General features: G+C 68.6%; 25 protein-coding genes. 13 read left to right on the forward strand and 12 right to left on the reverse strand.

Annotated features, from left to right (window positions below; all coding sequences use genetic code 11):
• Nucleotides 1-65 precede the first annotated feature (65 nt).
• A complete protein-coding gene (locus tag QH195_RS13840; protein WP_280421467.1) occupies nt 66-842 on the forward strand; it encodes an AraC family transcriptional regulator in 777 nt (258 codons plus the stop codon).
• 3 nt (nt 843-845) lie between these two features.
• Here the strand turns inward: QH195_RS13840 and QH195_RS13845 are convergent, their stop codons facing one another.
• A complete protein-coding gene (locus QH195_RS13845; protein WP_280435657.1) occupies nt 846-2,009 on the reverse strand; it encodes a hypothetical protein in 1,164 nt (387 codons plus the stop codon).
• Nucleotides 2,010-2,502: 493 nt separating this feature from the next.
• Here QH195_RS13845 and QH195_RS13850 point away from each other — a divergent pair, with 493 nt between their 5' ends.
• From QH195_RS13850 to QH195_RS13880, 7 genes are all read left to right on the forward strand, one after another.
• A complete protein-coding gene (locus tag QH195_RS13850) occupies nt 2,503-3,588 on the forward strand; it encodes an NAD(P)H-dependent amine dehydrogenase family protein (RefSeq protein ID WP_280435658.1) in 1,086 nt (361 codons plus the stop codon).
• Nucleotides 3,578-4,090, forward strand: a complete 513-nt coding sequence (locus QH195_RS13855; protein ID WP_280435659.1) for a carboxymuconolactone decarboxylase family protein — start codon at nt 3,578-3,580, stop codon at nt 4,088-4,090. Before QH195_RS13850 ends, QH195_RS13855 begins: the two co-directional genes overlap by 11 nt.
• Before the next feature lie 42 nt (nt 4,091-4,132).
• A complete protein-coding gene (locus tag QH195_RS13860) occupies nt 4,133-6,583 on the forward strand; it encodes a molybdopterin oxidoreductase family protein (RefSeq protein ID WP_280435660.1) in 2,451 nt (816 codons plus the stop codon).
• Nucleotides 6,584-6,794: 211 nt separating this feature from the next.
• Nucleotides 6,795-7,856 (forward strand): NAD-dependent epimerase/dehydratase family protein, encoded by a 1,062-nt coding sequence (locus tag QH195_RS13865; RefSeq protein WP_280435661.1) that lies wholly within the window; start codon nt 6,795-6,797, stop codon nt 7,854-7,856.
• Nucleotides 7,857-7,892: 36 nt separating this feature from the next.
• Nucleotides 7,893-8,747: an SDR family oxidoreductase gene (locus tag QH195_RS13870; RefSeq protein ID WP_280421472.1), complete on the forward strand. Its 855-nt coding sequence runs from the start codon at nt 7,893-7,895 to the stop codon at nt 8,745-8,747.
• Nucleotides 8,740-9,453, forward strand: coding sequence for a phosphodiesterase (locus QH195_RS13875; RefSeq protein WP_280421473.1), 714 nt, complete (start codon nt 8,740-8,742; stop codon nt 9,451-9,453). Before QH195_RS13870 ends, QH195_RS13875 begins: the two co-directional genes overlap by 8 nt.
• Nucleotides 9,454-9,509: 56 nt before the next feature.
• Complete coding sequence (locus tag QH195_RS13880; RefSeq protein ID WP_280421474.1) at nt 9,510-9,797, forward strand: hypothetical protein; 288 nt, start codon at nt 9,510-9,512, stop codon at nt 9,795-9,797.
• Between the two features lie 118 nt (nt 9,798-9,915).
• On the opposite strand, the gene QH195_RS13885 is transcribed toward QH195_RS13880, so the two are convergent.
• Together QH195_RS13885 and lexA are read right to left on the reverse strand one after the other, a co-directional pair.
• On the reverse strand, nt 9,916-10,644 hold the full coding sequence (locus QH195_RS13885) for an NUDIX hydrolase (protein ID WP_280435662.1): 729 nt from the start codon (nt 10,642-10,644) through the stop codon (nt 9,916-9,918).
• Between the two features lie 15 nt (nt 10,645-10,659).
• Nucleotides 10,660-11,307 (reverse strand): transcriptional repressor LexA, encoded by a 648-nt coding sequence (lexA, locus tag QH195_RS13890; RefSeq protein WP_280435663.1) that lies wholly within the window; start codon nt 11,305-11,307, stop codon nt 10,660-10,662.
• A 172-nt stretch (nt 11,308-11,479) separates the two neighbouring features.
• Between lexA and QH195_RS13895 the strand changes: the two genes are divergently transcribed.
• Together QH195_RS13895 and QH195_RS13900 are read left to right on the forward strand one after the other, a co-directional pair.
• Complete coding sequence (locus QH195_RS13895) at nt 11,480-11,938, forward strand: GNAT family N-acetyltransferase (RefSeq protein WP_280421477.1); 459 nt, start codon at nt 11,480-11,482, stop codon at nt 11,936-11,938.
• 15 nt (nt 11,939-11,953) lie between these two features.
• Entirely contained in the window at nt 11,954-12,787 is an 834-nt protein-coding gene (locus QH195_RS13900; RefSeq protein ID WP_280435664.1) for a hypothetical protein, read from the forward strand.
• 10 nt (nt 12,788-12,797) lie between these two features.
• Here the strand turns inward: QH195_RS13900 and QH195_RS13905 are convergent, their stop codons facing one another.
• From QH195_RS13905 to QH195_RS13920, 4 genes are read right to left on the reverse strand one after another with little or no spacing between them, the layout of a single operon-like run.
• Nucleotides 12,798-13,769, reverse strand: a complete 972-nt coding sequence (locus QH195_RS13905; protein ID WP_280421479.1) for an SCO2521 family protein — start codon at nt 13,767-13,769, stop codon at nt 12,798-12,800.
• Between the two features lies 1 nt (nt 13,770).
• Nucleotides 13,771-14,778, reverse strand: coding sequence for an SCO2522 family protein (locus QH195_RS13910; RefSeq protein ID WP_280435665.1), 1,008 nt, complete (start codon nt 14,776-14,778; stop codon nt 13,771-13,773).
• Between the two features lie 3 nt (nt 14,779-14,781).
• The gene (locus QH195_RS13915) at nt 14,782-15,696 is read right to left on the reverse strand and encodes an SCO2523 family variant P-loop protein (protein ID WP_280421481.1); all 915 of its coding nucleotides are present in this window, start codon (nt 15,694-15,696) and stop codon (nt 14,782-14,784) included.
• A gap of 10 nt (nt 15,697-15,706) precedes the next feature.
• Nucleotides 15,707-17,557, reverse strand: a complete 1,851-nt coding sequence (locus tag QH195_RS13920) for an SCO2524 family protein (protein ID WP_280435666.1) — start codon at nt 17,555-17,557, stop codon at nt 15,707-15,709.
• A gap of 251 nt (nt 17,558-17,808) precedes the next feature.
• Here QH195_RS13920 and QH195_RS13925 point away from each other — a divergent pair, with 251 nt between their 5' ends.
• Nucleotides 17,809-19,389, forward strand: a complete 1,581-nt coding sequence (locus QH195_RS13925; RefSeq protein WP_280435667.1) for a Na+/H+ antiporter — start codon at nt 17,809-17,811, stop codon at nt 19,387-19,389.
• Nucleotides 19,390-19,395: 6 nt separating this feature from the next.
• On the opposite strand, the gene QH195_RS13930 is transcribed toward QH195_RS13925, so the two are convergent.
• The 4 genes from QH195_RS13930 to QH195_RS13945 form a co-directional block, all read right to left on the reverse strand.
• Nucleotides 19,396-20,058, reverse strand: coding sequence for a UdgX family uracil-DNA binding protein (locus tag QH195_RS13930; protein WP_280435668.1), 663 nt, complete (start codon nt 20,056-20,058; stop codon nt 19,396-19,398).
• Between the two features lie 5 nt (nt 20,059-20,063).
• Nucleotides 20,064-20,393, reverse strand: a complete 330-nt coding sequence (locus QH195_RS13935) for a plasmid stabilization protein (protein WP_280435669.1) — start codon at nt 20,391-20,393, stop codon at nt 20,064-20,066.
• Nucleotides 20,394-20,472: 79 nt separating this feature from the next.
• Complete coding sequence (locus QH195_RS13940) at nt 20,473-20,805, reverse strand: DUF6766 family protein (protein WP_280421486.1); 333 nt, start codon at nt 20,803-20,805, stop codon at nt 20,473-20,475.
• Nucleotides 20,806-20,865: 60 nt separating this feature from the next.
• Nucleotides 20,866-21,378, reverse strand: a complete 513-nt coding sequence (locus tag QH195_RS13945) for a MarR family winged helix-turn-helix transcriptional regulator (RefSeq protein ID WP_280435670.1) — start codon at nt 21,376-21,378, stop codon at nt 20,866-20,868.
• Nucleotides 21,379-21,460: 82 nt separating this feature from the next.
• Between QH195_RS13945 and QH195_RS13950 the strand changes: the two genes are divergently transcribed.
• Both QH195_RS13950 and QH195_RS13955 read left to right on the forward strand, forming a co-directional pair.
• Nucleotides 21,461-23,506 (forward strand): MMPL family transporter, encoded by a 2,046-nt coding sequence (locus QH195_RS13950; protein ID WP_280435671.1) that lies wholly within the window; start codon nt 21,461-21,463, stop codon nt 23,504-23,506.
• A 140-nt stretch (nt 23,507-23,646) separates the two neighbouring features.
• Nucleotides 23,647-24,018 (forward strand): VOC family protein, encoded by a 372-nt coding sequence (locus tag QH195_RS13955; RefSeq protein ID WP_280435672.1) that lies wholly within the window; start codon nt 23,647-23,649, stop codon nt 24,016-24,018.
• Between the two features lie 120 nt (nt 24,019-24,138).
• On the opposite strand, the gene QH195_RS13960 is transcribed toward QH195_RS13955, so the two are convergent.
• On the reverse strand, nt 24,139-24,969 hold the full coding sequence (locus tag QH195_RS13960; RefSeq protein ID WP_280435673.1) for a hypothetical protein: 831 nt from the start codon (nt 24,967-24,969) through the stop codon (nt 24,139-24,141).
• Between the last annotated feature and the right edge of the window lie 143 nt (nt 24,970-25,112).

The raw sequence follows: 25,112 nt of genomic DNA on the forward strand, positions 1-25,112 counted from the left end.
ATCGCGCTGTTCACCGGCACCGGGAAGGTGCCGCTACTCGATCCCGCGCCGGTATCGTCGCGCATATGACACAGGCGGCACTTCCGGAAACGTGCGCTGCGCCGGCGGCCACGGCCCGGCTGTGGGTGCGGCTCGGTCACGCCGTCTATCTGGGGCCGGGGCTGGGACTGGACGCGCATTCGACCGCCATCCCGTCGCTCGGTCTCGGTATCGATGCGCCGTTCCGGGTCCGGGTCGGCGGGCTACCCGATATCACCGCGCGCAGCTTCCTCTTCCGCGCCCGGGTCACCCATCACGTGGTGGAGACCCAGGGCCGCATGCTGTTCTGTTTCTTCGATCCGACCAGTACCGCCCTGGCTCGCTGCCTCGGCGGTATGACCCGCCTGGCCGGGGACTATCCGTACGCCCATCGCCGCGAAACAGATCTCGTGACACTGTGCCGGGAACCGGAACCGGATATCGAGCGACTTCTCGACCTGGCCAGTATCCCGGTGCCCACTCTCCGCGACGCCCGGATCGCCGCGGCCGCGCACCGGATCCGCGCCGATCCGGCGCGTCCGCACCGCGCCGGTGAAACCGCCCGCGCCGCAGGGCTTTCCACCTCGTACTTCCTGCGAACCTTCGCCGGGCAGACCGGAACCAGCTTCCGCCGCTACGTCCAGTGGGCGCGGATGGTGCATATCGCCCGGTCCTACGCCGCCGGTCACGATCTGACCCGGGCGGCGGCCGATGCCGGATTCGCCTCACCCTCGCATTTCAGCGATACCTTCCGGGCGATGTTCGGGCTCACCCCGACAGCCTTCACCCGGATCGGCGGGGAACTGCGCATCATCGAGCACTGAGCGCTATTCGCGAACGATCTCCACCGGGTCACTGAGTGCCTGCGCCAGTGCCGCCTGTTGTGTGGCGCCTGCGGGCGCGATCGCGTCGGCGGCCTGCGCCGTATGGGTGCCGAGTAGCGAGACCATGTGCTGGAGCCGGCCGATTCCGGTTTCCAGGAGTGCGGCGGCGTCGAGCAGTTGTGCGACGCCCGCGTCGGCGCGCCCGGGAATATCCGCGGCGAGTGCGCTGCCCTGTTCGAGCTGATCGGAGATCGAGGTGAGGCGACCGGCCAGGTCGTGCAGGGCGGTACCCAACCCCGCATCGGGGTCCGTTCCGGTGCCGAGTTGCTCGGCGGGATCGTCCAATTGCGTGCTCGCCTGTCCGGATACATCACGGAGAGCCTGAAGTTTCGCGATGATATCGGCGATCGGCGCAGCGCCGGCTCCGGGTAGACCGCGCAGCAGGGGGAGTACCCGGTCGAGTCCGGTGGTTGTCGCGTCCGCCGCCTGCCGCGCCTCGGCCAGCGTGATCTCCGTGGCATCCAGGGCCGTGGCGAGCTGCCCCGCCTGCCCGGCCACGCCGTCCAGGGTGGATGTCAGGGAGTCGATCGCCGAAGACAGCTGGGCCACACCGGTTTCGGCGACTTCGACGAGATCGAGGAGCTGTTCCGACCCGGCGTCGAACTGTTCGGTGCCCGCCACCGCCGCGTCCAGTCCGGTACCGAGCAGCTGGGCGGTGAACTGTGCCGAGGAGATATGGGTCCGGGCGCGGGCGGTGGCGGCCAACGCCGTGGTGATCCCGGCAGCGCCGATCTGCCGGGTGACGGTCGTGATCGCGCCCTCCACGGTGGCGTTGTCGGCGTCGTCGTGGATTTCGGCGGTGAGCCGGGCGCGGCGCGGCGAGTTACCGGCCAGGGTCGTCATGGCGTCGGTGAGGTCCGCGGGCAGAGTGATCACCGCCGCGTAGCCGCCGGTACGCGCGGTCTCGGCGGGGAGGGCGTGCCATTCGTAGCCCCCGGCCTGCTGCACCGATTCGACCACCCGGGCGCCCATCGGCCCGGTATCGGCGTTCACCAGCGCGATACCGGTAGGTGCGGCGGAGGCTCGGGTGCATGCGGTGGCTCCGGCCGCGGCGCCGACGAGGACTACGAGACACAGGGACGCCGCCCGGGCGTTTGTTCGGATCACGGCGCGGACTCTACGGTCGGTTCTTGGCGAAACCCCCTGCTGTTCGGTGAGGGTTCGGTAAGGATCGCCGGCCGGAAAAAACCGGGATATCGGCGGGTCGCCGGTCGATGGGCCCGAACCGCGGAGTGCGGTCCGTCGGTCCCGATCTGTACATCGGTGACGAGTTCCGCAGAAGTGCCGGCATGCCGATCCGGATGCTGATCGGTGAGAACCAGGGCGAGCGGCCGATAGGCCGGCGCCTCCGGCAATCGCGTCCTCGAGCCGTCGGCACGCGGGTGCCCGAGGCAAGACCGAAACCGTTGTGTCCGTTGAAGTTCAGGCCACGAAACGAGCACTTTCGGAGGCGGCCGCCGGGTGGCGTTTCCATCGCTGGAGATATCCGACACGTCGGGCCGACCTCGGGTATCCCGGCCGGTGCGGATGGTCCGGCGCCGGTCGCCGCGGGAATTCCCGATTCACTCCTTCACAACCAAGCGCTTGCTAGACTTCGGCGATGATCTCCACGGTCGTCTGGGGGACGGGCAATGTGGGCCGCGCCGCGATCCGCGCGGTCGACGCCCACCCGGAACTGGCGCTGACGGCCGTGCTCGTGCACGACCCCGCGAAAAAAGGACGGGACGCCGGCGAACTGGCCGGGCTCGACCGCACACTCGGCGTGCCCGCCACCACCGATATCGGCGCCGTCCTGGCCGACCGGCCCGAGGCCGTGGTGTACGCCGCCTCCGGCGATATCCGGCCCGATGACGCGCTCGCCGATATCGTCCGCGCCGTCGGCTCCGGTGCCGTGGTGGTGACCCCGGCCCTGTACGCCCTCTACGACCAGCGCAGCGCGCCGCCGGAAATCCGCGAACCGGTACTGGCCGCCATCGAATCCGGCGGGGGATCGCTGTTCGTCTCCGGGATCGACCCCGGCTGGGGCAACGATGTCCTGCCGGTGCTGATCAGCGGTCTCGGCAGTGTGGTCGAGGTGGTGCGCTGCCAGGAGATCTTCGACTACTCGACCTACGACCAGCCCGATTCCGTGCGCTACCTGGTGGGTATGGGGCAGCCCATGGACGAACTGCCCCCCATGGTGGCGCCCGGTGTGCCGACCATGGTGTGGGGCGGGCAGGTGCGGCTCATGGCCCGCGCGCTCGGGGTCGAACTGGACGAGATCCGGGAAGACGTGCAGCGGCTGGCGCTGGACGCCACAGTCGAAACGGCGACTATGGGGAGTTTCGCGGCCGGCACCCAAGGGGCGATGCGTTTCGAGGTGCAGGGCATCGTGGCGGGGGTGCCACGCATCGTCGTGGAGCACATCACCCGCATCCATCCGTCCTGCGCACCGGAGTGGCCGGCCCCGCCCAACGGGTCGGGTGCGCACCGCGTGATCATCGAAGGGCGACCGCGTATCGAGGTCACGGTCGAAGCCACCGACGAGGGCGGTAACTACGCGGCCGGGGGAAACGCCACCGCCGTCGGGCGCCTCGTCGGCGCGATCGACTGGCTCGTCGACGCCGCACCCGGTCTCTACGACGCATTCGACGTACCGCTGCGGCCCGCGGTCGGCAAGCTGGGAAGGAACAGCCATGCGAGTTGACATCCCCGAAGGCAAGGACCCCATCGGCTACGTATGGGGCGAGATGGTGCCCGGGATCGGTATCGCCGCCTCGCAGTTCTCGCTGGCGGTCTACGAGCACACCACGTTGGGACTGCGCGAGTTCGAGGCGGCGCGGCTGCGGATAGCCCAGATCAATGGCTGTATCTTCTGCCTGGACTGGCGCACCGAACGCGACGGGCAGAAGGTGGAGGAGGGGTTCGCCGACGCGGTGACCGACTGGCGCACGTCCGGCGAACTCGACGATCGCGCCCGGCTGGCAGCGGAGTACGCCGAACGCTACGCGCTCGACCACCACAACCTCGACGAAGATTTCTGGGCCCGGATGACCGCGCACTACAGCCAAGCCGAAATCGTGGAACTCAGTATGTGCCTGGGATCGTGGCTCGCGTTCGGCCGGCTCAATCATGTGCTGGGACTCGACGCGGTCTGTGTGCTGCCGGGGCATTCCGGCGGTGCCGCCGGCGCCCGGCCCGGCGCCTGACCCGGCACTGTTGATTTTCCCGGCGGTGGGTACGCGCGGGGTATGGAGAAACACGACCGTATCGCCGAACCCTGGGGCAACCGGACACCCTACGCCCAGGGAGACACCTGGCCGGCTCGGGTGGACAGTTGTCTGGCCGACGGCGTGGACCCGGCGACCGTGCGCTGGGTTCCGTCGGCGTCGGTACTGCACTCCAACGGCGACGCCCTCGATATCGCGGTGAGCGACGACCGCATCGTGGGAGTCCGCGGCCGGGGCACCGATCGAGTGAACCGCGGCCGGCTGGGCCCCAAGGATCTGTTCGGCTGGCAGGCCAATTCCGCGGCCGACCGGCTCACCCGGCCGCTGATCCGGGTCGACGGTGAACTCGTCGAAACCGATTGGGATACCGCTATGCAGCGCGTGGTGCGGCACAGCACGGATCTACTCGCCGAGCACGGACCCTCCGCGATCGGGTTCTACACCTCCGGGCAGCTGTTCCTCGAGGAGTACTACACGCTCGGCGTGATCGCGCACGGTGCCATCGGCACCAACCATGTCGACGGCAACACCCGCCTGTGCACGGCGACGGCCGCGGCCGCGTTGAAGGAATCCTTCGGCTGTGACGGCCAGCCCGGTTCCTACACCGATATCGACCACGCCGATACGATCGCCCTGTTCGGGCACAATGTCGCCGAAACTCAGACGGTGCTCTGGTCGCGCATACTCGACCGGCTCGCGGGCGACGATCCGCCCGCACTACTGTGCGTGGATCCGCGGCGCACCCGGGTCGCCGAATACGCCACGGTGCATCTGGCCCCGCTGCCCGGCACCAATCTCGCCCTCATGAACGCGTTGCTGCACGAGATCGTCGCCAACGATCGGCTGGCCGAGGACTACATCGACGCGCATACCGTCGGCTTCGACCGGTTACGCGACCAGGTCGCGGACTACTCACCCGAAGTAGCGGAACGGATCTGCGATATCCCGGCCGACGATATCCGCGCCGCCGCGCGCCTGCTCGGCTCCGCGCGCCGGTTGCTGTCCACCGTTCTGCAGGGTTTCTACCAATCTCATCAGGCGACGGCCTCGGCGGTCCAGGTCAACAACATCCATCTACTGCGGGGCATGCTGGGCAAACCCGGCTGCGGGGTACTGCAGATGAACGGCCAGCCGACCGCCCAGAACACGCGCGAATGCGGCGCCGACGGCGATATCGCCGGATTCCGCAACTGGGCCAACGAATCCCATATCGCGGATCTGGCCCGCATCTGGAAGCTGGACTCCGCACAGCTTCCGCACGACGGCCCGCCCACACACGTGATGAAGATGCTGGACCTCGCCGAAGAGGGCAGCCTGCGAATGTTGTGGGTGAGCGCGACGAACCCGGCGGTTTCACTGCCGGAACTCGCCCGGGTTCGCGATATCCTCTCCCGCGAGGGGCTGTTCCTCGTGGTGCAGGACATCTTCCGCACCGAAACCGCCGAGCTGGCCGATGTCGTGCTGCCCGCCGCGGCCTGGGGCGAGAAGACCGGGACCTTCACCAACGCCGACCGCACCGTGCACCTGTCCGAACGCGCGGTGGACCCGCCCGGTGCGGCCCGCGCCGACCTGGACATCCTGCTGGACTACGCCCGCCGGATGGATTTCCGAGACCGGGACGGCGTACCACTGCCCGCCTGGCGTGATGCCGAATCCGCGTTCGACGCATGGAAACAGTGCTCGGCGGGCCGCCCCTGCGACTACACGGGTCTCACCTACGAGAAGTTGCGTGGTCGTTCGGGAATCCAATGGCCGTGCACCGCGACGGCGCCGGACGGGACTGAACGGTTGTATACCGACGGCAAGTTCTGGAGCGACCCCGATTACTGTGAGTCCTACGGCAAAGACCTGATCACCGGCACCCCGTTGAAACCCGCCGAATACCGGGCGCTGAATCCGGCCGGCAAGGCGATCATCAAATCCGCGGACTATCTGCCGCCCGCCGAGCAGCCCGACGCCCGGCGTCCGTTCGCGCTGATCACCGGCCGCACGCTCTACCACTTCCACACCCGGACCAAGACCGGCCGCGTTCCGCAACTACAGGCCGCCGCCCCCGAGGTATGGGTCGAGGTCTCCGGTGCGGACGCCGAACGCGCCGATATCGCCGAAGGCGATCAGGTCGAGGTCAGCACGGCGCGTGGTGTGCTCCGCGGGCGGGCCCGGGTGAGCGGTATCCGCCCCGGTGTGCTGTTCGTACCGTTCCATTACGGGTACTGGGACGTCGACGGCCGGGGGCACGACCGTGCGGCCAACGAACTCACGGTCACCGACTGGGACCCGGTCTCCAAGCAGCCGCTGTTCAAGACCGCCGCCGCCTCCTTGCACCGCCTCGACCGCGGTACCGGCCCGGCACCCGCGCCGACCAACACGGCCTCGGCGCCGCTGGACGATACGGTGCGCCGCACCGCCGGGGGTGCGGCCGCGCTGGCACGCAGCGAAACAGTTGCTGCCTCGGCTGGGCGTCCGACGTAAGCCCGCGGCTCTGTCGCCCCGGCCGCGGACGTACACGGTGACCACGGCCCAGGACACGGTACGGGTGCGGGAACGGTGGGCACCGGCCAGGTATTCGGGGCGTTCGGTGCTGGACGCCCGAGAGCTCCGCCGGTCCTGCCGCGGTCAGCAGGTGTCGCACGTACGGATCGGGGTAAGCCGGTAGCTCGATCCGACCCGACGAGGAGAACCGATGCGCGTAGTCGTCACGGGGGCGACCGGCAACGTGGGTACCGCGGTGCTCGACGCCCTGTCCACCACACCCGAGGTCACCTCGATCGCGGGCCTGGCCCGGCGCAGACCCGCCGCGGAACGACCCGGGGTGGAATGGGTGGCCGCGGATGTGCGGTCCAGCGATCTCGCGCGGATATTCCGCGGCGCCGCGGCGGTGATCCATCTCGCGTGGGCATTCCAGCCCACCCGCCGGCCGTTGGACACCTGGCGCACCAATGTGGGTGGCACCGAACGTGTGCTCGACGCCGTGGCGACCGCCGGGGTGCCATCCCTCGTCTATGCCTCGTCGGTGGGCGCGTATTCGCCGGGCGCCGGCGATACACCGGTCGACGAGAGCTGGCCCACGGAAGGCTGGCCCGAAGCCTCCTACATGGTTGAGAAAGCCTATGTCGAGCGCGTCCTCGACCTTTTCGAACAACGGCACGGCGGATGCCGGGTGGTCCGGATGCGGCCGGCGTTCATCTTCCAGCGCGCCTCGGCGAGCGAACAGCGCCGCCTGTTCGCCGGACCGCTGGTGCCCAACCGGCTGGTGCGTCCCGAACTCCTTCCCGTCGTGCCCTACCCGCGTGGGCTGCGATTCCAGACCCTGCACAGCGCCGATGTGGCCACCGCCTACGCGGCCGCGGTGGTGGCCGATGTCCGGGGTGCGTTCAATCTCGCCGCCGACCCCGTCCTCGACCGCGCCGAAATCGAACGCACCTTCCAGGTCCGTGCCATATCGGTCCCGCCGCGTCTGGTCCGCACCGCCCTGGCCGGCGCCTGGCATCTGCGCCTGGCGCCCGCGACCCCCGGCCTGTTCGACGGCCTCATGCACCTGCCGGTGCTGGATTCGTCCCGGGCGCGCACGGAACTCGGCTGGACGCCCCGCCGCGCCGCCACCGACACCCTGCGGCAGTTCCTCGACGCCTTCCGGCGCGGCGCGGGCGGATCCACCCCGCCGCTGGCATCCGATGCCGGCGGCCCGGCCCGGCACCGCGAATTCGGCTCCGGCGTCGGCGGCCACGATCCGGTGGACGAATAGCTGTGTCACCGCGCCCGGACCGGGTAGCCGCCGGCCATGGCTACTATCGCTCCCTTACCGAAAGAACGTATCGGCGCGCCCCTGCGCGCGGTGGTGACCGGCTCTGATTCGGGTATCGGCCGGGCCGTCGCGGTGGCCCTGGCCGGTGGCGGCGTCGATGTGGGCATCACCTATCACACGGACGAATCCGGGGCCGCGCATACCGCCGAGCTGGCTCGTGACCGCGGTGCCCAGGCCGCTGTCCGGCAGCTCGACCTGGACGATCTGCCGACGAGCACGGCCGCGATCGACGAACTCGCCGGCGAACTGGGCGGACTGGACGTCCTGGTGAACTGTGCGGGCACCGGATCCTCGCAGAAAGCGATGGATATGGATTTCGACACCTGGCGCCATGTGCTCTCCGTCGATCTCGACGGGGCTTTTCTGTGCACCCAACGTGCCGCCCGGCATATGATCGACGCCGGCCGCGGCGGCCGGATCATCAATATCACCAGCGTGCACGAGCACGCGCCGAAAGTCGGGGCGGCCCCGTATTGCGCCGCCAAAGCAGGTCTGGGTGCGCTCACCAAAGTGCTGGCGCTGGAACTCGCCGAACACGACATCACCGTGAACTCCGTGGCACCCGGTGAGATCTCGACGCCGATGACCGGGCAGGACGACGCCGATCCGCGCGAACATCCCCGGCCGGGGCTACCGCTGGGCCGGCCCGGCCACGCCGACGAGGTCGCCTCGGTGGTCGCGTTCCTCGCCACCCCGGCCGCCGGGTATGTCACCGGTGCCTCCTACGTCGTCGACGGCGGGATGCTGCTGATGGGCCCGCAATCCAGTCAGCTGGTCGGCGACGAGAGCTGGCGCCGTCCGGGTACGAACAAGGAGGTCGCCGATGCTTGATCCGATCACCCCCGTGGTGCGGACCGCGTTCGATACCGGCGCACGGCTGCGCCACGCCCGCTTCTTCCACCCCCGCGGTATCCGTCTGGCGGGGCGTTTCCGGGCGGAACCCGAGTTCGAGGAGCTTTTCGGTACCGGCGACCGTGCGGTGATCGCCCGGCTGTCCAAGGGCACCGGCACTCCCGGGACCGTGCCCGATATTCTCGGCATCGGGTTCCGCGTTCTCGCGCGCGACGAGCACCCCTGGGATTTCGCACTCGCCACCACCGGCCGCGGAATGGCCGGCCGGTTCGTGGTGACCCCAGCCCGCGGGTGGTCGCACGCCCGGTACGGATCCCTGCTGCCGTATCGCTTCCCCGATTCGAGCCTGCGCTGGATCTTCGCCGATCCGGTCGGGCCACAACCCGGTAGCGCCGCGCTCGCCGAACTCGAGCAGCATCTGCGCGATCATCCGTTCGATTTCGAGATCACCGCCGCGGGTTTCCGCTCGCGCCCGAGGACGGTCGGTGAGCTGGCCTTACGACTGGCGGATCCGGAAGAACACCGGACGGATTTCTTCGACCCGATGCTCAACCATCCCGATGACGTGCAACCGGCACCACAGGTGGTGCAACGGATCCGCGAGGCCGCCTACACCGGTAGCCGCCGCGGCCGCGGTGCCGAGGACCGCGAAACCGGGCGGGCCGCCGGGACGATCCCCGGCTGAGCGCCGAATTCGGTGGAGACCTGTTTCGACCGGGAACACCGGGCAATCCGGCGACCATGAACGGAACCGATGACATCGGTCAGGAATCCGCCGACGTATCCGAATGGGCGAGTATTCCGCCGACCGAGGAACAGTTGGACGAGGACGAACTGGCCGCCGACCCGCTGGAAGAGGGTATGGACCCACCCGACGACTGGACCGCGGCCGACCGCTACGCCACCACACCCCGGGAACAGCGCGAGGGAGAATCTCTCGACGACCGGCTGGCCGAGGAGCGGCCGGATATCGTTCCCGAGGGTGAGCGCTCCGGCGCTGCTCCGGACACGGATCGCCGGCGCGGGTGATCCGCCCGGGACCCGGGGTTCACAGGTCGTGCGGTATTCCCGCCGACCCGGGCGCCGGAACCGGTCTGCGCCGGGGGCAGAGGCATACCGGCCGGCTTTCCCCGCCTACGACGGATCGTCAGTGATGGGTCCAGTCCGGCTGCAGGAAATGCGCGACCCGGGCCGCCTCGGACCGGCGCCCCAGCAGGACGACCTCCCGGAACTGCCACAGCATCGCGCCCGTCGGCGCGTGGATGGTCATATCGGAGGCCAACCGCATCTGTAACAGCCCGGTCTCCGGAGTCGCCGGGGTGTCCGGGGCGCCCCGGTGCACCCAGTGCGGTGTTCCCTCCGCGGCCAGGCTGTGCAGGCCGACGAAATGCACGGAATGCACTTCGTCGGTGCTGGGAGCCAGATCCGTGATATCGCTCAGTGTGGTGACGATCGGCGTGATGGCGAAACCCGAGGCGGCCGGGAAATCGTCGAGAACACCGAGCGTACCGGCGGGATCGGCGACGAGGCCGAGCTCTTCGTGCAATTCGCGGGCGGCAGCCCGTTCCATGGTTTCCCCGCGCTCCACCCGGCCGCCCGGCAGCCCCCACTGCCCCGCATTACGACCCCGGTAGGCCCGTTTGATGACGATCACCGCCGGTCCGGCGCCGTTGTCCACCACGCACAGCGCCACCGCCGCGCGCCGGGTGGCCAGATCGTCCGGAACGGCGATCCGTTCGAACGTATTCAGCCGGGCGCGGGCGAGCGCACGGAACTCGTCGATAGTTTCGGGGACCCGAGGTCCCGGGTCGGCGGCCATGAATTCGATCATGCCCCATCGGTGCGGGGCGCCGGCCGCCGCATCCGGCGCCGTCACCTCCACCTCCGGCCGTCACATCCGCCGCATCACCGATACCACCTTGCCCAGTACCACGGCGTGGTCACCGTCGAGCACCGGATAGGCCGGATTCCGGGGTTCGAGATAGATACGCCCGCCCCGGCGGCGAAACACCTTCACCGTGGCCTCCCCGTCCAGCATCGCGGCGACGATCTCACCGGACTGCGCCTCGGGTTGCTGGCGCACCACCACCATATCGCCGTCGCAGATGGCGGCGTCCACCATGGAATCCCCGCGCACCCGAAGCCCGAATACGGTGCCCCGCCCGACCAGTTCCCGCGGCAGCGACAGCACATCGTCGATATGTTCTTCGGCGGTGATCGGGCTACCCGCGGCGATATCGCCGACCACGGGCACCGCTACGGCATCTTCCCGAACCGCCCCGCGGCCGTGCGCGGTGTCCAGGAACAATCGCACATCCATGGGCCGCGCCATACCGTCGCCGCGGCGCAGAAAACCCTTCTCCTCGAGGCTTTTCAGATGTCTGGACACCGAGGAGGCGGACCGCAGCCCGACGGCCGCACCGAGCTGGCGGGTGTTCGGGGGATAACCGTGCCGGATCACCCACTCCTGGATGGCCGCGAGTATGCGGCGCTGGCGGTCGGGCAGGACGGCGGTGTCGAGGTGGTCGCATTCGGTCACTGCAGCATCGTATGACCTGGTACCGACGGCGATTGCGGGGTGCGTCACCGGGTATGCCGGACACGGGACCCGCGGGTCACAGAACGATTGCACCCGGCCTCTACACTGACGCGGTTGGGAGTTGCGTTCTAGGCTGGAATCGGACGGCTTTTGCCCTGGCATTAGGGAGCACATGGATATCGCGGAGGCGCCGCAGCCGGAATACCGGCAGGCCCGGTTTGCCGACCTCGAGGACATCGCGGCCATCGAAGCCGAGGTGTTCGCGGAGCCGTACCTGTACCTGATGCTACGTCAGCTCTTCGATCTGCACGGCCCGGAATGGCTCGTCGCCGAAGTGGGGGGCGCGGTCATCGGCTACGCGCTGACCCTCGAAAAGGACGGCCGGGCGCTGCTTTTCACCTTCGCCGTGGCCAAGCGGTATCAAGGGGCGGGCTACGGGCGCGGCCTGCTGGACCACACCTTGCACGTATGCCAGGAACTCGGCACCGAGAGCATTTACCTCACCGTCCGGCCGGACAACCATCCGGCGAGCGGACTGTTCAAACAGGCCGGTTTCGATTTCTGCGAACACGACGAAACCTATTTCGGCGCGGGCGAACCGCGCGATGTCTACGAATACAAGTTCGCCTGAGCGCTAGACTGTGTCATGAACGAGATCCCGTCGTTCGTGAAATCGGCGTCGACCCGGATCCGAAGGCACGCAACGGCTTACACCGAGCTCCTCGACCAGCAGCGGTATCCCGGCCGGATGGCACTGGACGAGCTGGGCGCCCGCGTCGAAGCGGTACTCGACGAATACGATCCCCCGAGCGCACGCCGTAAACACTCCGGCACTTTGGTTTTCCCGCATCTCTACGCCACGTCCCGGCACCCCGCCGAGGACGAGGAGCAGTGGCGGGTCCCCAGCGCCGTGATCGCCGCGCTGATCGCCGCGGAGGTGGAATTCCGGGGTCCGCTCAAGCTCAGCAGCCGCCAGAACACTCTGCTGGCAGAGGAATACGAGCGGATCGGCGCGCAGCTGGCGCAGGCCAGGCTGGATACCCATGCCGCGCTGGCCTTCCGGCGAGCCGTGGCGCTGTACCGGATCAACGAGGACAACGAATCCGAGGACCGCTGCGGTCTGCTGCTCGCGCGAGCCGAGACCCGATCGCTGCCACCGGGATTACGGCGCTGGGCGGGTTTCGGATCTGATGTGCTGTGCGGGCACGGCTACCGCCCTTCCTGGCTGCTGGGCTGGGTAGTCGCTCAGATCACGGTGTTCACCGGGATCGCGCTGGCCCTACCGCTGGAGGAAAAGGGTCAGAACGCGGGTGACACGGTGTACCTGGGTGTGATGAGTTTCCTCAGCCCGCCGGGACTCGACGACACCGGTGACCTGCCCACCGCCGGGCAGACGTTGTTCGTGCTCGAGGGGTGGGCAGGTGTCGTATCGATGTCGGTGTTCTTCGCCCTTCTCGTGCGCAAATGGTTCCGGATGTAGAACCGGTGGGCTACCACTCGGTGTCGACCGCGTTGTGCCGCAACGTATAGAGCGTCGCGACGGCGATATTGTCACGGAGCCGGCCGACGAGAGTGGTCCACTGTTTGTTGAATCCGGGGTCGTTCTGGAACTCCTTCCACAACGCGCGCAGCGCGGGCGGAGTGTGCGCGCCCGGCATCCACAAGCCGGTGAGATGTTCCAGCGCGGGCGCGAGAATATCCATCCGTTCGCTGCTGTGCAGAGCGAAGCGGTCGGCCTCGTCGAGCAGATCGGCCAAAACCGTCAGCAGCCAGTCGTGCGCCGCAAGATCCTCACAGAACCGCTGTGCCGCGGCGATATCGGTTTCGTCGCGCAGGATCAACCGGACCGACCGGACCGTATCGTCGTCCAGATGGAGCGAGGCGGCCGGCCCGGCACTGCCACCGATCCGCGCGGCCCAGCGCAGCCGGGTCGTACCCGCCTGCACCGGCGGGTTCTGATCGAGCTGGGGGTGGGCGCGTACCCGGCCCAGCAGTCGTTCGCTGATCGAGGCCAGATCCAGTTGTTCCGTGCGCGGTGCCTGGGTGAGATAGCGTTCCGCCAAATCGTTTCCGGCCGTTTCCCGATCCGGGATACGGGTGATGACCTCCGTGACGCCCTTCCGGCTGATGTAGTGCGACCACGTCTGCCGCCGCCGTTCGGCGGCCCGCAGAATCCGGGTGTGTGCCGAGGATTGCAGCACCCGGCCGCCCGTCAGCGAAACGCTGGTGGCCACCGTGCCCACGATCCGCGCGGTCTGTCCGCCCAGGGCCAGATCGCAATCGACGCCCACCGCGGTGGCCGGGGACACCCCGAGGGTGCCCGGCCGCTCTCGCCAGCGGATCGCACGACCCGGCATGAGCGCCAGCAGATCACCCGCTTCGGCGCGGGCCAGCGCGGCGGCCGAGGGAAGCAGGCAGGTGCGCACCTCGCCGAGGACGACGAGGGGAGTGGCCGATACCATCTCAGGATCCGTCGAGTAGTAGGTGCGACAGCCGCTCGCTGATCTTGCGGGAGACGGTCACCGGGATTTCATCGGCGGCCCCGGCGGCGACGACCTGCTCGACCACATCGTCGTCGAGGTCCAGATGATCGAGTACCAACCGCACCGCGTGCTCGATCCCGATATAGCGTTTCGGCAGCATCGACAGTGTCTTGTAGGCCGCGAACGGTGCCGCGGCGGGCTGCAGTTGTACCACCGGCGGAACCTCGTGCCAGCGACGCGGCCACGGCTCCCCACGCCAAGGCTGCGGAACCACCACGGGCGCGCCGTGGTACCGCAGCATGCCGAGGCGCAGCAGATGCCATACGGCGGCCAGGAACGGACACGACCATTTCGTCTCTGTACGACCGGCCACCACCTGTTTGCTCCACAGTTGCACGTCGAGGAAGATCGAATGCTCGCGGCGGCCGAATTCCTCCGGGGGCTGATAGGAGCGGTTGCGCATCGCCATCGGCTGTTCGTGCTCGGACGAGCGGCGGCCGTTGCACAACCAGCCCGATTCCGCGGTGGGCGGCCGTCTTCCGGTATCGGGCGGTGCGGGTTCGGCGACGATTCGCGCGGCCACCATCTCCGCGATCGGGATCGGTTCGCCCGCCGGTACGCCGTCGGCGAACGGTGACGTCTGCCAGCAACCGGATTCGCGGGCGAGATAGTCGATGGTCAAACCGGCGGCGTCGGCCGCGTCGAGGAGTTTGCCCAGGGTTTCGGCGGGATCGGTATCGGGCTGGAAGTAGTCGTCGATCAGGTAGCAGGTGCTGACCCGGGCACCGGGACCGTATTCGGACCGCGCCGATTCGACGAACGCCGAAACCAGCGGAGCGATACGACGGAACTCGGCCCGGACCCGATCCGGGTCGCCGGTGATGTCGTTGAGATAGAAATGGCCGACCTCGATCGACAGATGTGACAGGGGCACCGGCGCGATCCACGGCTGTTCGGTGGCCTCGCTGTATGCCTGCGTATCGCGCATTTCCTAGAGCCTCTCCCACATGGCGGTGTCGACGAGCAGGCGGGCCAGTTCGGTGTAGGCCGAGGCGGTCTCCGGGTTGGCGATATGGGCATTCACATCGCTGTCCAGGATCAGCTGTTCGCGCCACTGCAGAACGGGTTCCATGGGGGTTTCGCCCAGAACGGCGGTGGCACCGAGCCGGTTCGCGGTCGCGAGCCGGCGTAGCGCCACATCCTGTTCCTGCAACCAGGCCGCCTGGGCGGCGCGCTGCGCGACCGGATGCGAATTGGCATGGGGTACGGCGGTGCGCACATAGCGGGTCGAGGCGAGCAGTTCGGCCGGATCGTGCCCGCAGACGGACCCGGTCTCCAGCAGTCCGTGCGGTCCGTGCACCAATCCGGCGGCGGCCAGGATGTGCTGGCGGGTCCAGCGGTGGAAGATCAGCCAGCGCGCGGTGCGGTTGCGCAACTGGGGCAGCGCGGTGGCCTGGAGGGCGAGCTCCAGCGCGACCGATCGGCCCGCGCTCAGGTCGACGAACACCACCCGGAACTCCTGCTCGAGCGCGACCAGCAGCTCCGCGCACCGGGTCACCACGGCATCACTGGTGGTGAGGAATTCGGCGCCGCCCTCGTCACCGGGGAACAGCACCAGACGCCCGGCGCGGGGCCCGATGCGTTTGAGTTCGGTGCGGTCGGTGGCGGTGCCGACATCCACGCGGGCGGCGGTACCGCTTTCGCCGAGCAGATAGGAGTGCACGCCGCCGTCGGCGATTCCCCGCTCGACTGCGCTGATCTCGTAGAGTGCGCCGGCGGTGGGGGAACCGAAATCGAAGTCGACATAGGCGATATTGCGGCCGGTGAGGCACAGTCGGTACGCGAGGTTACAACTGGTCACCGACCGTCCGGTGCCGCCTTTGTCGGACGTGGAGAAAATCAGCACTGGCGCCGCCTCACCGGGTCGCGTCCTGGCGCGCGTACGCCAGTTCGTCGAGCTGGACCAGGGCCTGGGTCGCCAGGCTGTAGGCCGTGCCGGGACGTTCACGCAGCACACTGCGGGCGCGGTCGAGAGTTTGCCGGATGCGGTTGACCGCCGCCTGTTTCGGCGTAAGGTCGTCGCCCTCCACCTCGAGTTCTTCCTGATTGAGCAGATGGTCGGCCTCGCTCATCAGGTCGATCGCGCGGGCGACCATGGTGGACGGTGCCAGTGGTGGTTCGCGGAAGGTGTCGTAGGCGATCACGAGACATTCCATGATCCGTTCGGTGACGAACCAGGAGGGGCCGGGGGCGGGTGTCACCGACGGGCCGAGCAGCGCAACCGGGTCGTCCCACAGGCCGGCCGCGGGTCCCTCGCGCAGGACCCGCCGGTCGAGGTGGTCCATGGCCGCTTCGGCGAGTGCCATCAGCTGATCGCGGGTGCCGACGTCGGTGCGCAACCGGGCGGCCTGCAGGCACCGTTTCAGCATCATCGTCACGAAATCGGGCACATACCAGCGCAGCGGTGCGTCGCCGCTGACCTCCTCGCTACCGGAAAGACCGAGCTGGACACCGGGATAGTGCAGGACCGCCGCCGGATCCCCGGCGGTGAGGCGGCTGGTGATGCGGCCGCGCCGGGCCAGTTGATCGAAGACAGCGACCGTTCGCGCGAGGTCCTCGGTACTGTCGCGGTAGACGAGGTCCTGGATGAGCATCGCGGTGACGGTGAGACTGAAATAGTCCGATTCCTCGCCGTCGGAGGTGCGCCACGGGATGTCCTCGAGCGGCCAGCGGCCGCCGCCGAACTGGGCCACGGTCGACCAGTAGTTGCGGGCGAGTTCGAACCGCAGCTGTAGCGCGTCGGCGAGTTTACGTTGTTCGTCGGTGAGCAGGTCGAGTTCCCGGATGCGCTGGGAGGAGAGGTCGCTGATACCGTCCAGCGCCACCGCCGTGAAGTACAGGTAGGGGCGGGGTTCGGCATGCCCCTGAACCCGGCCGACCGCGCTCGGGACGAAATCGATGGGTTCGGCGGTGCGGACGATGCCCCAGCCCCAGCCGCATTCGAAGAGCCGTTCGTCGTCGGCCACGTCCACCTCGCTGGCCTGACTGAGGCGGACCTCGTTCGCCGCCTGCACCCGCAGCCGTTCCAGCCGGGCCGACAGTCGGGCGATCACCTCGTCGTCGGGCGCGTGGTTCTGGTTGATCATGTGCAGAATGGCCTGCCCAGATGCGGATTTCGGTTCCGGGGTGTGGATCACGAAGCTGCGGACCAGACCTGCCATCGCGGCGGTCAGGCGGACGCCCACCGCGTCGATCACCTCCGGTATCCGCTCGCTGAGGCGGCGTGCCTCGCGTCGCACCTCACCGCTGACGAAACGCTGGTAGCCGCGCAGGAAGCGCAGTGCCGCGATACAGAGGCTCAGCGACATCGAATAGGAGTCGACCACCTCGAGTTCGAGCTCTTCGGTGGTGAGCGGGCGATCCTCGGCGGGGTGCAGGTAGCTGCCGCCCGCGAAGATCGGGTCGCCCTCCGGGCCGGTGTAGCGCTGCAGATAGTCCTCCAGCAGGCCCACCAGGACGCCGCCGATCCGGGTCTCCTCGCCGAACGGTTCGAGAGCCAGGCGGGTATCGGTGGCCATATAGTTCGGCTGATCCACCGCGAAGGCCTCGAGTTCGGTGGCCGGATACAGCAGGCACAACAGTTGTTCGGCGTCGCTGATGGAATTGGCGCCGTCGCGGCCGCCCCAGCTCCATTGCTCGTCCCGATAGCAGCAGGCGAGCACCGCCTGCCACAGATCCAACAGCTGCTGCCGCGGCCTGATTCTCATGCTCTGCCCTCGCCCCCGCGTCCGAACGGCCGCGTCGACCCTCTGAATACCTAAAGTGTGCCTCGGAATCGTTCGCAAGGCCAAGGAAACTGCGAGTTTCGCGGTTGCCGCGAAATAGCCTGTGGGGCAGATGCTTCCGGAATCCACGCCGATATCGCACGCTCGCCGCAATTCCGTGCCGGCTGCCGATTTCGCCACGTTCCGGCATTGCGCCCCGCCGGGGCGGCCCGCACATCGCAGACTGGACGGTCATGGACCAGTTGGTGCTGATGTTCACGCTCCTGTTCGCCGCGGTCCTCGCCGAGGCCGTGGGCCGCCGGATCGGCGTGGCCTCCGCGGTGCTGATGACACTGTTCGGCTGCGTGCTGGCGCTGCTGCCGTTCGTTCCGCAGATCCAGATCCCACCGGATCTGATTCTGCCGCTCGTCTTGCCGCCGCTGCTCTACGCGGCCGCGCGGCGGACCTCCTGGCGGCAGTTCGCGGAGAACTGGGAACCGATCGTGTTACGTGCGGTGGGCCTGGTGATCGCCACGGCGGCGGCAGTCGCCGCTGTTTTCCACGCCTGGTATCCCGCGGTACCGCTGGCCGCGGCCGTAGTGCTCGGGGCTATGGTCGCGCCACCGGATCCCGTGGCCGCGACGGCACTGGCCTCCCGGCTCGGGCTACCGCGCCGGTTGGTGGTCGTGCTCGGCGGCGAAGGACTGTTCAACGACGTCACCGCCATCGTCATCTATTCCGTCGCGATCGAGGCGGTGGTCACCGGGCGTTTCTCGGCCGCGCACGCCGGCCTCGAATTCGTTGTCTCCGCCGTGGTGGCGGTGGCCGTCGGGCTGCTGCTCGGCATGCTGGGCAGCAAACTCACGGGATATCTCGCCGAGGCGAGCCGGCAAGTGGCGCTGAGCCTGCTGCTGCCCTTCGCGGCCTATGGGCTCGCCGAATCGTGGGGCGGATCCGGTGTACTGGCGGTTCTGGTGTGCGCCCTGTACCTGACCGATGCGGCGACCGAGTTCGGTGACGCCGCCTACCGAATGGTGGGCGAATCGTTCTGGGATATCACCGAGTTGTTGATCAGCGGTTTCGCGTTCGGTCTCATCGGCCTGGAGTTGAGCGCGGTGCTCGCCGCCACCGGCGACGAGTGGCCGCAGCTGGTGGCCGGCGCCGCCGTGGTGGTGGCCGTGGTCGTGGCCCTGCGGCTCGTCTGGCTGCTGGTTACCTGGTGGCTGCGGGGGACCTGGTGGCACGACGAAGACGCCGACGAGCCCTACACCTGGCGAGAAACCGTGGTGACCTGGTGGACCGGTATGCGCGGTGTGGCGACCGTCGCGCTGGCGCTGGCCATTCCCCTGTCCACCGAAGCGGGCGCCGATTTCCCCGGCCGCACCCAGATCCTGTTCACCGCGTTCGCGGTGGTGCTGTTCACCCTGCTCGTGCAGGGGCCGACCCTGCCGCTGATCGTGCGGCTCACCGGTGTGCACGCCGATACCCGCGCCGAACGCCGGCTGGAACGGCACCTGTGGAAACGCGTCGTCGACGCCGAACTGGCCCGGCTCGAGGAGCTCGCCGAAGCCGAGGACATCCCCGACGAACTCTACGAACGGCTGCGCGAAGGCGTCCGTAAACGGATGGCCCGGGCCGATCCCGAAGCGGCCGGCGAGGAGGCGCGGGCTCAGGCCGAACGCGAGGCGCGAATGGCCGCCGCCGTCAAGCGGATCAGAGCCGAACTCGCCGAAGCGGGACGCCGCGAAGCCTTGGCCGCCCGCCGCGAACCGGGGATGCCGCCCGACCTGGTGGACCGGGTCACCAGACGACTGGATCTCGGACCCGGCCGCTGAACCGGCTCAGCGCCGCGCGACGTCGCGGATATGGCACAGATCGTCGAGGAACTCGGCATAGGCGGTCTTGCGGTCCGGTGCGCGTAGCACCGAGGACGGGTGCACGGTGGCGGTGATCCGGTAGTCCGGCCGCTCCACGACCTGGCCGCGGAGCTCGCCGATGGTGGCGGACGGTCCGAGAACCGCCTTGGCGGCGACCGCGCCCAGGCATACCACCAGATCCGGGGTCACCAGTTCGAGTTCGGTCGCCAGCCAGGCCGAGCACGCGACCACCTCGGTCCGGCTCGGCTGCTTGTGTATGCGCCGTTTACCACGTTCGGTGAATTTGAAATGTTTCACCGCGTTGGTCAGGTACACCCCCGTCCGGTCGAATCCTGCCTCGTCGAGTGCCCGGTCCAGGAGCCGGCCGGCCGGGCCGACGAAGGGCTGACCCTGCGTATCCTCCTGATCGCCGGGCTGTTCGCCGACCATGACCACCGAGGCGTTCGCGGGGCCTTCGCCGAAAACGGTCTGTGTGGCATTGCGGTACAGATCGCAGCCGCGACAGCCCGCGGCCGCCGCCCGGACGGTGTCCAGATCGGCGTCGGGGGGTACGAACTCGGCCGCACCGACAGGTTTCGCGGTCCGGCGCCGCCGGTCCGCCGCCGGACCGCGCGCGGTGGTTCCCATCGTCGTTACGACCGGCCCAGCGCGTCGGCGAGCTCGTCCTTGCTCATCTTCGAGCGGCCTTGAATTCCGCGACGCCGTGCCTCGTTGTACAGCTGGTCGCGGGTCTGGCCCTTCGGGCCGCTGCTGTGCGACCGTTTCCCACCGCGCCGCTGCGGTGAGATATCCCGGGTCGACGAACGGCTCGCGGTTTTCGACCGGCCGGATTGCGCGCGATTCTTGTTGACCGTACGCGCGGCGATCTCCTCAGCGCGTTTGGTACCCGCACCGCGATCCTGCTCCGAATCCTTGATGTGCTCGTATTGCCGTTCCTGCTTACCTGTCCATTCCTTCGGCATGACACACCTCCTGTCGGTGGGCGTATACCCGCCGGCCACCGAGGCAATCAGCCGAATTGTTCGCTCATATATTCGCAGGTCAGGGAATTGGATGCGTCCGCGCAAGGGCTTCGGCAACCCCATCGATCTTCTTTTCGATCCGTTCCAGATCTTCCGCGTCCACCGCGAACAGCCAGTGTTTGGCGCCCAACAGCAGAATGGCCTGGAAGATCAGCTGCAGCCATTCGCTCTGCCAGTTCTCGAAGGTGCTGGACAGGAAGTCCTGCCGGTAACCCGACCATTCGAACGGCTGCCCGAGAGCCTGTTGCGTACTGCGGTAGTCGAAGTACTGGGTGACGAACTGCGCGGCCCACGAACCCGCGAACAGCAGTACCAGCAGGTAGACGGCCCCCCATCTCCTGAAGTGCCTCATAGGATCGGTGTACCCCGTATACCCCGGTGTACGCAGGGGGTTCGGGACGGGCGGTGCAGCTCAGCCGCTCGCGGGCTGCTGTTCTGTCAGCGCGGTGTGGTGTTCACGCATGGCGGCGACCACCGCCTGGAGAACCCGGTGGGCGGCGTGTAGATCCTCGGTCGGCAGCGCGGTCATGGCTGCGCGGGTACGCCGGCCGAGTGGACCGAAGAAATCACCGGCCACTGCCATGCCGTGCTCGGCGTAGTGCAGCAGGACGCGCCGGCGGTCGCGGGAATCGGTTTCCCGCTCGATATGGCCGGAGGCGATCATCCGCTCCACCAGGTAGGTGATGGCGGCGGGAGACACCCCCATGAGATCGCGGAGCGCTCCCGCGGTCAGCGGCCGCCCCTCGGCGTCGGCCGTGGCGATATGCATGAGCGCCCGGAAATCGGTGCTGCGCAGCGCATGCGAATGGGCGAAGAGGTGGGCGATCTGCTCGGAGATCGCGGTGAGCGCGCGGATATCGGTGGCGATATCGGTTTCGGCGGAGATACGCGTCGCGTCCTCGGCCGTTTCGCCTGCTGGTGTCACGCTCGGGGTCCTCCCTGTTCTGATCGGCACCGAGTGTAGCCGCCGTTTGCGGATTATTTAAGTTTCTGAAACAGTTGGCCGGGTGAATGCGTGGGAGCGCTATGCCGCACTGGTCACCGGCCGCCGTTCGTGGTGGCTACTCGTCGCCGTCGTTCTCGCGGCCTGCGCCGCGATTCTCGGCGCCGGCAGCAACGACGACGCCGGGCGGGCGCCGACCTCGCTGCCGGAATCGTCGGAATCGGCTCGGGTGAAGGCCGCGGTGGCCGAGTTCCCCGATGGCGCGGACGCGCCGGTCATCATCGTCATCAGCCGCGCCGACGGCGCCCCGCTCGCCGAACCGGACCTCGCGGCCGCCGCGGCGGCCGTCGGCGAGGTCGCGGGCACGGGGGAGAGCAGCGCCGGACTCGTCCCCGCGCCCGACGGTGCGGCCGCGCTGGGGCGGGCGAGCGTATCGGCCGAACTCAGCGGCGAAACCCTCACCGAGGAGATCGACCGGCTCCGGGAGGTGGCGGCGCAGTATACGCCGCCCGGACTGACCATGCAGATAACCGGCGGTCCGGCGTTCGGCGCCGATATCGCCGATTCGTTCGCCGGCGCGGACATCACGTTGCTGGCGGTCACCGCGCTGGTGGTCGCGTTGCTGCTGATCGTGACCTACCGATCCCCGGTGCTGTGGCTGCTCCCGCTGCTGGTGATCGGCCTCGCCGACCGGACCGCCATCGGGGTCGGTACTGCGCTGGCCCGGTTCACCGGTCTGAGTTTCGACGGCTCCACCTCGGGCATCACCAGCGTTCTGGTGTTCGGCGCCGGTACGAATTACGCGTTGCTCTTGATCTCCCGTTATCGCGACGAATTGCACCGCTACCGTGACCACCGGCAGGCACTGCACGTAGCGGTACGCCGTGCCGGCCCGGCGATCCTGGCCAGCAATGTCACCGTGGTCCTCGCGCTGTGCACTCTGCTGCTGGCGACCCTGCCGAACACCCGGTCGCTGGGCTCGATGGCCGCGGCCGGTCTGCTGGTCGCCGTGGTGTTCGTCCTGGTGGCGCTACCGCCGGTGCTCGCCCTGTGCGGCCGGAACGTGTTCTGGCCGTTCGTTCCCCGCTTACGTGACGACGACATCACCGAGCGAGGCGTCTGGCATCGGATCGCGACCTGGGTGGTGGCGCGGCCGGTGGCCGTATCGTCGGCCGCGATCGTGGTCCTGCTCGGCTGCTGCGCCGGTCTCCTCGGTGTTTCCATCGGCTTGGCGCAGACCGAGCAGTTCCGCGTCGAGGCGGAATCGGTCGACGGGTTCGACACCTTGGCCGCGCATTTCCCGTCCGGGTCGTCCGATCCCACGATCGTGCTGGCGCGCCAGGGCACCGCGGACGAGGTGCGCCGCGCCTTGTCGACGGTTCCGGGGATTTCGGCGGTGAACCCGGCCGGTAGTCATGCGGGTGCGGAACGGTGGACGGTCACACTCGAGGCCGCGCCGGAGTCCGCGCAGGCCTTCGACACGATCGAGACGATGCGCGCCGCGCTGGCCGAGGTGCCCACGGCGCAAGCACTGGTCGGCGGCAGCGACGCGCAAGCCCTCGATACCCGCGATGCCGCCCGCAGTGATCAATTCCTGGTCATCCCGCTCATCCTGGTGGTGGTCTGCGCGGTGCTGCTGGCGCTGCTGCGGGCCGTACCCGCCGCCGTGCTGCTGATCGCGGTCACCGTGCTGAGCGCGCTCGCGGCCCTCGGGCTGGGCACCCTGGTCGGGACCCATCTTTTCGGATTCCCGGCATTGGACACCACGACACCGCTGTTCGCCTTCCTCTTCCTGGTGGCGCTGGGCGTCGACTACACCATCTTCCTGGTGACCCGGGCCCGCGAGGAGACCCCGGACCACGGGACGGTCGGCGGTATGGTGCGCGCGGTTTCGGCGACGGGTGCGGTGATCACCAGTGCGGGTATCGTGCTCGCGGCGGTTTTCTGCGTTCTCGGTGTACTGCCGCTGATCACACTCACCCAGCTCGGCATCATCGTCGGTATCGGCATCGTGCTGGACACCTTCCTGGTGCGCACCGTGGTCATCCCGGCGTTGTTCACGGTTGCCGGCCCGAAGGTGTGGTGGCCGAACGCGCTCGCGCGCAAGTGAAAGACAGGACTCGCGGCCACACCTGAGCAGCGGCGACGCCGTAGTCGAGCGATGCGAGCCGGGGGAGTGACGGCGAAGTTTTCCCCGGTGCCCGCCCGGGTACGCCGTGACCGTCGTCCGCTTTGGGAAGGAGGGCCACGATGGCCGCCGAAGGTGTCGAGGGTTTGCGTACAGTCGTTCTGGATTGCCCGGATCCGTGGAAACTGGTCGAGTTCTATCTCGGGCTGCTCGGCGGGGAGATAGTTCGGCCGGAAAGCGACGACACCTGGGTCGCGATGGTCGACCCACAGGGCCGCCGTCTCGCTTTCCAGCTCTCTCCGCAGTACCGGCCCCCGCAGTTCCCCGACCCGGCGGGATCCCAGCAGATCCATCTCGATATCCGGGTCAGCGACGTGGAGGTCGCCGAACGCGCGGTGCTGGCTCTCGGTGCCACCTTGATCCAGACCACGGATTCGTTCCGGGTGTACACCGACCCGGTCGGACACACTTTCTGTCTGGTCTGGCTGGAGTAACCGCCCTGTCCGGGACTTCGCCGGGGGGAGCGCCTGTGGCACGGTGCCCGCGAAAGGTTTCACCCCGATAAGTCGAATGCCCGGGCACGGTGGCCGTGCCCGGGCATTGTCGACCTGGATTCAGCGGCGTTTCGCCGCGTCCGCCCGCCCCTTCCGGTAGGCCTTCTCGAGCTGGGCCCGCTGCTTCTTCAACTGTGCACGTTGCTGCTTCGCGGCCGCGCCCAGCTCACCGCCCCGGTGCTTGGAGTAGTCGGCGAGACCGGCAGCGCGTTTCCTGGCGGCTTCGGTCAACTCCGGCCCCCGGGTCTGTGCGGTGCCGGCGAGTTCGCTGCCCCGATGTTTCGCGGCCTCCGCGACCTCCTCGCCCCGGTGCTTGGCGGCGTCGGCCAGTCTCGCGGCCCGCTGCTTCGCCGTCTCGGCCCATACCGGGCCCCGCGCTTGGGCGGTATCGGCCAATTCGCCGCCTCGGTGTTTCGCGATATCGCCGATCTCGGCGGCGCGGCTCTTCGCGGCCTCGGTCCATCCGGGCCCGCGAGTCTGCACGGTATCGGCCAGTTCACCGCCGCGATGCTTCGCGATCTCCGCCAGCTCACTGCTCCGGTTCTTGGCGATATCCGCCCATTCGGATCCCCGGTGTTTGGCGGCCTCGGCCCAGTCCGGCCCGCGTTCCCGGGTCAGCTCGGCCAGCTCCGCCCCCTTACCGGCAACGGTGCCGGCCAGCTCCTGGCCGCGGCTCGCCGCGGTGCCCGCGAGCTCCTGGCCGCGTTCCGCTGCCTGCTGCAACTGGTGGCGCACCGCGTCACCGGACCCGTTACGGCTCGCCGCGCCGACCGGCAGCGCGCCGCCCACCGTGGCCGCGGCCTTACGAGCGGCTCGCCGGCCTCGCCAGCCCAGCGACGGTTTGCCCGCGGTATCCGCCGCGGCGATCATCAGCCCACCCAGCAGACCCATATCCTTCAGGAACGCGGTCCGCTTCGCGGCCTTGCGTTCCGGGTCGGTTTCGGCCCAGAAATTCTGTTAGGTGACCGTGGCCGGAACCACGGTCGCCGCCAGGGCCAGGCCCCCCGGCCGCGGCGCCGGGCCCCCATGCCCCC

Origin of the sequence: Nocardia carnea, assembly GCF_029868855.1 — a bacterium.
In the GTDB taxonomy this organism is placed as follows: Bacteria; Actinomycetota; Actinomycetes; order Mycobacteriales; family Mycobacteriaceae; genus Nocardia; species Nocardia carnea_A.